8 protein-coding genes are annotated in these 9,668 nt (G+C 68.4%); 5 read left to right on the forward strand and 3 right to left on the reverse strand.

Annotated features, from left to right (window positions below; all coding sequences use genetic code 11):
• The first annotated feature begins 329 nt into the window (after positions 1 to 329).
• The gene (locus ACFV9C_RS22195) at positions 330 to 782 is read left to right on the forward strand and encodes an NUDIX domain-containing protein (RefSeq protein WP_380196261.1); all 453 of its coding nucleotides are present in this window, start codon (positions 330 to 332) and stop codon (positions 780 to 782) included.
• A gap of 69 nt (positions 783 to 851) precedes the next feature.
• Positions 852 to 2,690 carry a LamG-like jellyroll fold domain-containing protein gene (locus tag ACFV9C_RS22200; protein ID WP_380196262.1) on the forward strand — a complete coding sequence of 613 codons (1,839 nt, stop codon included), beginning with the start codon at positions 852 to 854 and terminating at the stop codon, positions 2,688 to 2,690.
• Here the strand turns inward: ACFV9C_RS22200 and ACFV9C_RS22205 are convergent.
• From ACFV9C_RS22205 to ACFV9C_RS22215, 3 genes are read right to left on the reverse strand one after another with little or no spacing between them, the layout of a single operon-like run.
• Positions 2,680 to 3,351, reverse strand: coding sequence for a phosphotransferase (locus tag ACFV9C_RS22205; RefSeq protein WP_380196264.1), 672 nt, complete (start codon positions 3,349 to 3,351; stop codon positions 2,680 to 2,682). The genes ACFV9C_RS22200 and ACFV9C_RS22205 overlap by 11 nt on opposite strands.
• Positions 3,348 to 4,826 carry a tRNA (N6-isopentenyl adenosine(37)-C2)-methylthiotransferase MiaB gene (gene miaB / locus ACFV9C_RS22210; RefSeq protein WP_380196267.1) on the reverse strand — a complete coding sequence of 493 codons (1,479 nt, stop codon included), beginning with the start codon at positions 4,824 to 4,826 and terminating at the stop codon, positions 3,348 to 3,350. Before miaB ends, ACFV9C_RS22205 begins: the two co-directional genes overlap by 4 nt.
• A 50-nt stretch (positions 4,827 to 4,876) precedes the next feature.
• Positions 4,877 to 5,602, reverse strand: a complete 726-nt coding sequence (locus ACFV9C_RS22215; protein WP_380196269.1) for a PQQ-binding-like beta-propeller repeat protein — start codon at positions 5,600 to 5,602, stop codon at positions 4,877 to 4,879.
• A gap of 542 nt (positions 5,603 to 6,144) precedes the next feature.
• On the opposite strand from ACFV9C_RS22215, the gene ACFV9C_RS22220 reads away from it, so the two are divergent.
• From ACFV9C_RS22220 to ACFV9C_RS22230, 3 genes are all read left to right on the forward strand, one after another.
• Positions 6,145 to 7,668: an amidohydrolase family protein gene (locus tag ACFV9C_RS22220; RefSeq protein ID WP_380196271.1), complete on the forward strand. Its 1,524-nt coding sequence runs from the start codon at positions 6,145 to 6,147 to the stop codon at positions 7,666 to 7,668.
• Between the two features lie 155 nt (positions 7,669 to 7,823).
• Positions 7,824 to 8,552, forward strand: a complete 729-nt coding sequence (locus tag ACFV9C_RS22225) for an amino acid ABC transporter ATP-binding protein (RefSeq protein WP_380196953.1) — start codon at positions 7,824 to 7,826, stop codon at positions 8,550 to 8,552.
• Positions 8,553 to 8,601: 49 nt separating this feature from the next.
• A complete protein-coding gene (locus ACFV9C_RS22230; protein ID WP_380196273.1) occupies positions 8,602 to 9,525 on the forward strand; it encodes a glutamate ABC transporter substrate-binding protein in 924 nt (307 codons plus the stop codon).
• Positions 9,526 to 9,668 lie beyond the last annotated feature (143 nt).

The following is a 9,668-nucleotide window of genomic DNA, read 5'->3' on the forward strand; positions in this document are numbered from 1 at the left end:
ACAACCCGCGACCGTTCACCTGGACCAAGACCGCCGACCAGATCTTCGAACGACTCAACGCATATATTCAAAGGATTCCTGGCGGGGGACACTAGTACCGAAGAACGGGTAGTACTCACCCCTCGCCCGTCCCCTCACGCTCAGCCCCATCCACCGAGAGCCGAATCGCGCCACCACTACCCGTCGCTCGGTACACCCCACCCGTCACGCCCGCCCGCGCCACACCCCCGCCCGGTGGCACCTCGCGCGCACCTGCCGGAGGCGGCAATGGGCAGCCGTCGCGGAGCGGTGTCCTTTGGGCGTCGGTGGTGTTGTTTAGGGTCTGGGGTATGGATCGGTTTCTGGTGGTGCCTGCGGCTTATGTGGTGGTGCGGCGCGGGGATGAGGTGTTGTTGTTGCTGCGGGCCAATACCGGGTACATGGACGGGTACTGGGCGGTTCCCGCGGGGCATGTCGAGCAGGGTGAGTCGGCGGTGGCGGCCGCGGTGCGGGAGTTGAAGGAGGAGGTCGGGCTGGAGGTCGACCCGGCGGATCTGGTGGCGGTGACGGCCATGCACCGGACCGGTGGGAACGGGGACCCGATCGACGAGCGGGTGGACTTCTTCTTCATGACCGAGAAGTGGAGCGGCGAGCCCGCCATCAAGGAGCCGGACAAGGCCGCCGGCCTCGGGTGGTACTCGCTGGACGACCTCCCCGACCCGCTCGTGCCGCACGAGGCGCGGGTGCTCGGGTCGTTGCGGGCCGAAGCGCTTCCCGCGGTGATCGTCCAGGGTTTCGCCTGAGTTCACCGTCGGGCCTGTTGCCGCGCTCTACTGTGCCGACGTTGTCAACGGACTTGGGAGCGTGGGGCGATGGACGAGCAGTACAGCGGCGGGACCAGCCGGCGCGGGTTGCTGGGCGCGATCGGGGCGGGCGCGGTGCTCGCATCAGGCACCCTGAGCGCAGGCAACGCGGCGGCTGCCGGAGCGGCAGCACAACGGATCGACGCGCAACGGATCGGCGGACAACGGATCGACACCGAGCACCCGCAGTTCACGCTCGCGGTCGTCCCGGACACGCAGTACCAGTTCGACCAGGATCGTGGTGACGCCGCGCCGCTGACCGCGACGTTCAAGTACCTGATCGACCAGCGCGGCGAGCAGAACATCGTGTTCATGGCGCACCTCGGCGACGTCGTGGAGAACGCTCAGACGAGCGAGTTCGCGAAGGCGGACCCGGTCTTCAAGCTCCTCGACCGTGCCCGGTTCCCGTACTCCGTCCTGGCCGGCAACCACGACATCGACGGGTCGAAGGACGACACCCGCGGGCCGTCGCCGTACCTGGACACGTTCAGCCCGCAGAGGTTCCGCTGGATGCCGACGTACGGCGGATCGACCGCCAACGGGTACAACCAGTACCACGTCTTCCGCGCGGGCGGTCGCCAGTGGTTGCTGCTGGCAATGGACTGGCGGCCGTCGGACGCGAGCTTCGCCTGGGCCCGCGCTGTCATCGCCCAGCACCCGAAGCTGCCGGTGATCCTGGCCATCCACGAGCTGGTGAACGCCGACCACGGCAACCCGGTGGCGTACTTCAGCGACCACGGCAACCGTGTCTGGGACCAGCTCGTCGACGACAGCGACCAGATCTTCCTGACGCTGAACGGGCACTACTGGCCGCCCGGCCGGGTCACCCGGAAGAATGCCGCGGGCAACGACGTGCACCTGCACATCACGAACTACCAGGACCGGTACTACGGTGGCTCCGGCATGGTCCGGCTGTACCACTTCGACCTGGCCCGGAACACGATCGACGTCGAGACGATCTCGCCGTGGATCATGGCCCAGGACCCGGCCCGGCGGAACGAGCTGGCCGAGGCGGAGATCGAGCTCAGCGACGACACAAACCGCTTCAGTATCCCGATCGACTTCGCCGAGCGGTTCGCGAAGTTCGCGCCGGAGCCGGTCCGCCCGGCGCGTCCGGCCAAGCAGCTCGTGATCCCGGGTACGGCGGCGTACTGGCGCTTCGACGGCCCGGTCGCGGACAAGGTGGTCGACCAGTCCGGGCAGGGCAACGACCTGACCCGCGTGCAGCTCAGCAACGACGTGCCGACCGCGTCCGCGGAGTACCACCCGGATCAGCCGGGGCACGCGAGCTGGGTCTTCCCGGGTGGGAAGAATCCGGCACGCGGCGGGTACCTGAAGACGGCGGACGGCGCGCCGCTGAACGCGATGACGTTCCCGAAGGGGTACACGATCGAGGCGTTCGTGAAGCTCGCCGACGACGGGCAGGACCACTCGTGGGAGGGCCTGTTCACCCGGCTCGGCACTGGCGGCGACGCGGGCAAGACGGGCAGCGACCCGGATGAGCCGGCCGCGAAGCTCGGGTTCTCCGGCGGGCTGCAGGTGCAGTGGGCGGTGTACCCGGCGGACAAGAACGACACGTTCACCAACTGGGGTCACGAGCAGCGCGCCGGTGAGTGGTTCCACCTGGCGATCGTGAACGACGGGCGGCACAGCGTCGTGTACGTCGATTCCTCGGAGCTGCTGCGCAACCCGGCCACCCCGTCCAACGGCCTCGCGACCGCGGGCAAGCCGTGGCTGGTGGGAGCCGGGCACTACGCGAACAACATCGACCAGGGCTTCGCCGGAAACATCGGCGAACTGCGGGTCGTCGCCCGGCCGCTCAAGCCGTCGGAGTTCCTCAACGCCTGAGGTACGAGCGGATCAGCTTCTCCTGCTCGGGGAGAAGCTGCCGCTCCGCCGGGGTCAGCGTGCGGTTGGCGGCCCGGCGGGCCAGGGCGGCGTCGAGGCCCGGGGTCGGGTCGATCGAGTTCGCCAGGTACGTCGCCAGCGCGTCGCGGAGGACTGCGCTGAGGTCCGCGTACTCCGGGTCGAGAGCCACCTGCGCGAAGATGATCGCGGACATCGCAATGTCGAACTCCGCGAGCCCCTCCTCCGCGTTCCGCCAGTCGATCACGACCGGCCCGTCCGGGGTGGAGATCACGTTCAGCGGATGCAGGTCGCCGTGCACCACGACGAGCCCGGGCGTACCGCTCGGCGCCGGGATCGACTGCAGCCGCCGGTGCAGGTCCGCGTGCAGCAGGCCGATGTCGGTCGCGTTCAGCGCGCCCGCGATCGCGGCCTCGCCGACCGTTGGCCCCTCGAGCCGTTGCACGACCATGTCTGCGCCGTCTACCTCACGGATCGCCGGCACCGGGTACCCGTACTGCGCCACGTGCCGCATGAAGTCGGCCTCGTCGCGGACCGGCGTACCGTCGCGGTACCGGCGCAGGACCCAGTCCTCGTCGATCGCGTAGACGTCCGCGTCCCGCCCGAACGCGAACGGCTCGGCGTCCGGGGCGAGCAGGCTCATCCGGGCTGGCAGCCGCCGGCTGCCGGCTCCAGCGGCGTGGCGCCGATCGTTGGCATACCCAACATCACGCCGGATCCGCCCGGTGCGTCCGGGGTCTCCTGAGCCCGCTGCCACGCGTCGCCGGCGCGGGTCCGGCGTACCGTCCCGAACACGTCGGCGACCAGGTGGTGCGGAGCGGCGTACGTGATCTCGACCGTTGCCATGTCACCCGGTCGCGGCGCCTCGACACCTTCCGGTACGGCGAAGTGGACGAGCCGGTTGTCCGCGCCGCGGCCGCTGAGCCGGTGGGTGGAGGCGTCCTTCCGCCCCTCCCCCTCGGCGACCAGCACCTCGACCGAGCGGCCGACGAGCAACTTGTTCTCGTCCCACGCCATGTCGTCCTGCAGCGCGACCAGCCGCTCGTACCGCTCCTGCACGACATCGCGCGGGACCTGGTTCTCCATCGACTCCGCCGGCGTGCCGGGACGCTTCGAGTACTGGAACGTGAACGCGCCCGCGAACCGCGCCTGCCGGACCACGTCGAGGGTGCCCTGGAAGTCCTCCTCGGTCTCCCCCGGGAACCCGACGATGATGTCCGTCGTGATCGCGGCGTCGGGCATCGCGGCCCGGACGTCCTCGATGATGCGGAGGTACCGATCGCGGCGGTAGGAGCGGCGCATCGCCTTCAGGATCTGATCGGACCCGGACTGCAGCGGCATGTGCAGCGAGTGCATCACGTTCGGCGTCTCGGCCATCGCCTCGATCACGTCCGCGGTGAAGTCCCGCGGGTGCGGCGATGTGAACCGGACCCGCTCCAGGCCGTCGATCGAGCCGCACGCGCGGAGCAGCTTCGAGAACGCGTACCGGTCGCCGAACTCCACGCCGTACGAGTTCACGTTCTGCCCGAGCAGCGTCACCTCGAGCACGCCCTCGGCGACCAGCGCCTCGACCTCGGCGAGGATCTCGCCCGGCCGGCGGTCCTTCTCGCGGCCGCGCAGCGACGGCACGATGCAGAACGTGCAGGTGTTGTTGCAGCCCACGCTCACCGACACCCAGGCGCTGTACGGCGACTCGCGCCGGGTCGGTAGCGTCGACGGGAACACCTCGAGCGCCTCGAGGATCTCGACCTGTGACTCCTGCTCGACCCGGGACCGCTCCAGCAGCGCGGGCAGCGACCCGATGTTGTGCGTCCCGAAGACCACGTCGACCCACGGGGCCTTCCGTACGATCGACGCCTTGTCCTTCTGCGCCAGGCACCCGCCGACGGCGATCTGCATACCCGGCTTCTTGGCCTTCACCGGCGCCAGATGGCCGAGGTTGCCGTACAGCTTGTTGTCGGCGTTCTCTCGGACCGCACAGGTGTTGAAGACGACCACGTCGGCGTCGTCCCCCTCGGGCGCGCGGACATAGCCCGCATCCTCCAGCAGCCCGCGCAGCCGCTCGGAGTCGTGGACATTCATCTGGCACCCGTAGGTGCGGACCTCATAAGTACGCATGACAGCCACCAAGAGTACGTCCTCGGCGCCGCGCCCCAGAAAATGGCGCCTCAGCCGAGCAGCGACACCGTCCGGCCGTCATCGGACTGCACCAGGGCCTGTCCCGGACCGATCGAGGACTGCCGCAGCACGTTGCCGCCCCGCATCACCTGGTCCCCGGTCCGCTTGCCGGTCCGGGCGTCCCACACTGTTATCCGGCTGTACTGGTCCTGCCGGTTGAAGAACGGGCTGTGGCTGTCCGCCTTGCTCACGGCCAGCACACCGCCGTTGTCCACAAGCACACCAAGAATCTCGCCCGGGGCGTCCTTCTTCCACAGCCGCTCTCCGGTACCGGCGTCGGTCGCGGTGAGCGTTCTGCCGTCGCGGTACACGATCACGTCAGGTCCGGCCAGGGTCGGGCTGCTTGTCCAGCCGTTCAGCGTCACGCCGCTCAACGCCCGCGCCGTGCCGTCCTTCATGCTCACTGTCAACTGCCCGCGGCCGCCCTCACCGTCCAGGTAGACCCGCTCCCCCACGATCCGCAACTGCCCGAGGACCTGGCACCGCACTCCGTCGGTACTGAACGCCTGTACGCCGCCGCGGTACCCCACCACCCAGCAGCCCGTCCCCTTGAACTCCGCAAAGATCGCGGCGTCGCCCTGGACGGCTGTACGCGTACCGACCAGCCGCTTGTGCCGCATCAGCTGCCGTCCGTCGGCCGCAGCCAGCACCACGTAGTCCTCGTCGCCCTCGCCCACAACGATGGACGGCAGTGCCGACAGAGTGCGGCCGAACATCATGCTCTGCTCGTTGAGCGCCGCAGGGCGCAAACGACGCCTGGGTCCACCTCGTCCGTCCGGTTTGATCGACCCCGGTCCAGGTGCAGTGGCTGTACGGCTTGCGGTTCTGGTCGTAGCAGTCGGCCAGTACGACGACCCCGTCAGCTGCAGCCACCACAGGTGTCCACTTCGGCAACCTGTCGATCGACGAACGCCCCTGGAACTGCTTGGCCCACCGCACCGTGCCGTCGGGTGCGTAGTACGTCACCTGGCCCTTCTGTGGATCCTCGGACCTCCAGCCGACCACCGAACCGTCCGCCACCACCGCAGCATGGTCGGCCGTGGCCGTCGCGTAGGTCGCGAGCAGCCGACCGGTACCGCGGTCGTAGGACCGCATGGGTAGCGACGTCGTCGCAACGTAGATCCGGTCGCCGATCACCCACGTCTGGAGCACAGGATTTTCACCGAGCAGAGAGTAGGCGACAAGGGGCCTTTCCCTACCCCGGAGCGTGGTCCTGCACCCAGTGCTCAGGCGTGTCGGCGCCAGAACACTGGAACCCATGAACAGTTCTCGTCGTCAGTTTCTCGCCCGTACCGCGGCCGGTGCCGCGATCGTCGCCGGTGGCACCTTTACTACTGCCTCTCCGTCCCAGGCGAAGTCCTCGAAGCTCACCGCGCTGACCGGGGTCACGGTGATCGACGTCCGCAGCGGGTACCGGAGCCCGCACCAGACAGTGCTGATCAGCGGCGACCGGATCGTCGGCGTCGGGCGGTTCCCCGTACCGCCGGGCGCGGTAGAGGTCGAGCTGCGCGGGAAGTACGTCATCCCGGGCCTCGCCGACATGCATGTGCACAGCCTCGGCGACGAGCGGGTGTCGCCGGCGTTGTACCTCGCGAACGGCCTCACCACCGTCCGGGAGATGTCCGGCACGAATCCCGCACTGTACGACTGGCGGGACCGGATCGAGGCCGGCACGCTGCTCGGCCCGCGGATGGTCGTCGCCAGCAACATCATCGACGGCGACCCGACGCTGTGGGACCCGGACCTGATCAAGGTGATCGTGGTCGCCGGCGCCGCCGACGCGCGGGCCGCCGTACGCCGGGTCAAGGCCGAGGGCGCCGACTTCGTCAAGGTGTACTCGCGGCTCAGCCAGGAGTCCTGGCGGGCGATCATCGACGAGGCGCGCAAGGTCGGGCTGACCGTCCACGGCCACGGTCCCGACCAGGTCACCACCAAGGAGGTCAGCAACCGCGGCCAGCGCAGCATCGAGCACATCCACTCACTCGGCCTCTCGGTCTCCACCCGCGAGGACGAGGTACGGCGGATGCTGCTCGCGATCAAGGTCGCGAACGGCGACTACAACAGCTGGTTCCGCCAACTGCACCCGATCGAGTGGATCGCCGCGAACACGTACAGCCCCGCCCGCGCCGCCGACGTCTTCGGCACCCTCCGCCGCAACCGGACCCGGGTGACGCCGACGTTGACCATGCACAACGTCCTCGACCAGGTCGATTACACCCGCCTCGACCCGGCGCTGGCGAAGTACCTGAGCGAGGACTCGATCGGGACGTACGACTACGTCATCCAGAACCTGTACGCGGCGAACCGGACCGCGGAGGAGATCTCCCACCAGCACGAGATGTGGGCGTGGCGGCAGCGGTTCGTCCGGGAGCTGTTCGCGCACGACGTACCGATCATGGCCGGGACGGACACGGGTACGCCGTACTCCGTGCCCGGGTTCGCGCTGCACGACGAGCTCGAGCACCTGGTCGGGGCGGGTGCGACGCCACGGCAGGCCCTGTACGCCGCGACCGTCGAGCCGGCGAAGTTCCTCGGCCTGGAGGCACAGCTCGGATCGGTCGAAGCGGGCCGGATTGCGGACCTGGTTGTATTGGACGCCGATCCATTGAGCGACATCCGCAACAGCCGCCGGATCAACACGGTTGTCACCCGGGGCCGCGTGATCTCCCCCACGGCACGGCAGCATCTGCTCGCCGGCGTGGAGAAGGCGGTCAAGGAGCCGCCGACCGCGGCGACCATCGCTGCAGGCGGCTGTTGCGGAACCGGCACAACCGGACACTGAAGCACAAACTGGAGCGGACTGTGACCATCGGATCACGGTCCGCTCCGGTTTATTGCAGATCGTTACCACCGTGGAACCACCCGGGCCTGCGACCGCACCCTCCGCTCCGCTAGGTTCTGGCCATGAGCGATTCCGGAACCTTGACGAAAACTGGTCTGGTTGCGCTGACCGGCGTCAACAAGCATTACGGCGATCTGCACGTCCTGAAGGACATCAACCTGTCCATCGCCGAGGGCGAAGTGGTCGTCGTGATCGGCCCGTCCGGATCCGGCAAGTCGACGCTGTGCCGCACGATCAACCGGCTGGAGCCGATCGACTCCGGGAGCATCACCCTGGACGGCCAGGCCCTCCCCAGCGAAGGCCGCGCCCTGGCCAAACTGCGGGCCGACGTCGGCATGGTGTTCCAGTCGTTCAACCTGTTCGCCCACAAGACGATCCTCCAGAACGTCACCCTCGGCCCGACCAAGGTCCGCAAGGCGGACCAGAAGCAGGCCGAGAAGCGGGCTTTGGAACTGCTGGAACGGGTCGGCGTGGCCAGCCAGGCCGACAAGTACCCGGCCCAGCTGTCCGGCGGCCAGCAGCAGCGGGTGGCGATCGCCCGCGCCCTGGCCATGGACCCGAAGGTCATCCTGTTCGACGAGCCCACCTCGGCGCTCGACCCGGAGATGATCCAGGAGGTGCTCGAGGTGATGGTCGACCTCGCCAAGCAGGGCATGACGATGGTCGTGGTGACGCACGAGATGGGCTTCGCCCGGACCGCGGCGAACCGGGTGGTGTTCATGGCCGACGGCGAGATCGTCGAGGAGTCCGACCCGGAGACCTTCTTCACCAGCCCCACCTCGAAGCGGGCCCAGGACTTCCTGGGCAAGATCCTCAAACACTGAGCTCCGCCCGCAGCCGTACCCAGCAACGAAACGAAGGGGAATCCTGATCATGAGAATGCGCACCCTCGTCGCCACGGCAGGCGTCGCAGCGCTCGCGCTGACCGCTGCCGCCTGTGGCAAGAGCGAGCCGAGCGCCGGGGGCAGTGGCGGCGGCAACGCCTCCGACTCGTGCGGCGAACTGCACAAGTTCACCACGGCGAGCGGCGTGGACGTAGCCGGCAGCCCGACCTTCACCAAGATCAAGAGCGCCGGCAAGGTGACCGTCGGTGTCAAGGCCGACCAGCCGAACCTCGGGTACAAGGACGCCAGCGGCAAGCGCTGCGGCTTCGACATCGAGGTCGCCCGGATGGTCTCGGCCGGTCTCGGCTTCGACCCCGACAAGATCGAGTACAAGGAGATCCCGTCCGCGAACCGCGAGACCGCGATCGCCGGCGGTGAGATCGACTACTACGTCGGCACCTACTCGATCACCGACAAGCGCAAGAAGCAGGTCTCGTTCGCCGGGCCGTACTTCATCGCCGGCCAGGACCTGCTGGTCCGCAAGGGCGACACCTCGATGGACGCCGGCAAGACCGCCCTGAAGGGCAAGAAGGTCTGCTCGGCGACCGGCTCGACCCCGATCCAGCGGGTCAAGGACGAGAACCTGACCGAGGCGAGCAACATCTCCGAGTTCAAGACCTACTCGGAGTGCGTCTCGCAGCTGCTGGACAGCAAGGTCGACACGGTCACCACCGACGACGCGATCCTCAAGGGGTACGCCGCCACCGCTCCCGACCAGCTCCGCGTGGTGGGCAAGCCGTTCAGCGTCGAGAAGTACGGCATCGGCTTGCCGCTGGCCGACAAGGCGCTGCGCGACAAGGTGAACTCCATCCTGGAGACCTCCGCGTCGGACGGCACCTGGAAGGCGATCTACGACGAGACACTCGGCAAGTCGGGCTCGGACTCGACCCCGCCGCCGCTCGAGAAGTACTGATCCACCGACCGGCCGCGGCGGGCGGTCACGGGCGCCGCGGCCGACGCTGTATCAGCAAGAGGGAGGGAGCGGTGCGGGCGGTGCGCACCCACAACTGGGAACGTTTAGTAGAAGGTTTCTGGTCGACGAAAAGGCTGTTACAG

Origin of the sequence: Kribbella sp. NPDC059898 (genome assembly GCF_042730855.1) — a bacterium.
Taxonomy (GTDB): Bacteria; Actinomycetota; Actinomycetes; order Propionibacteriales; family Kribbellaceae; genus Kribbella.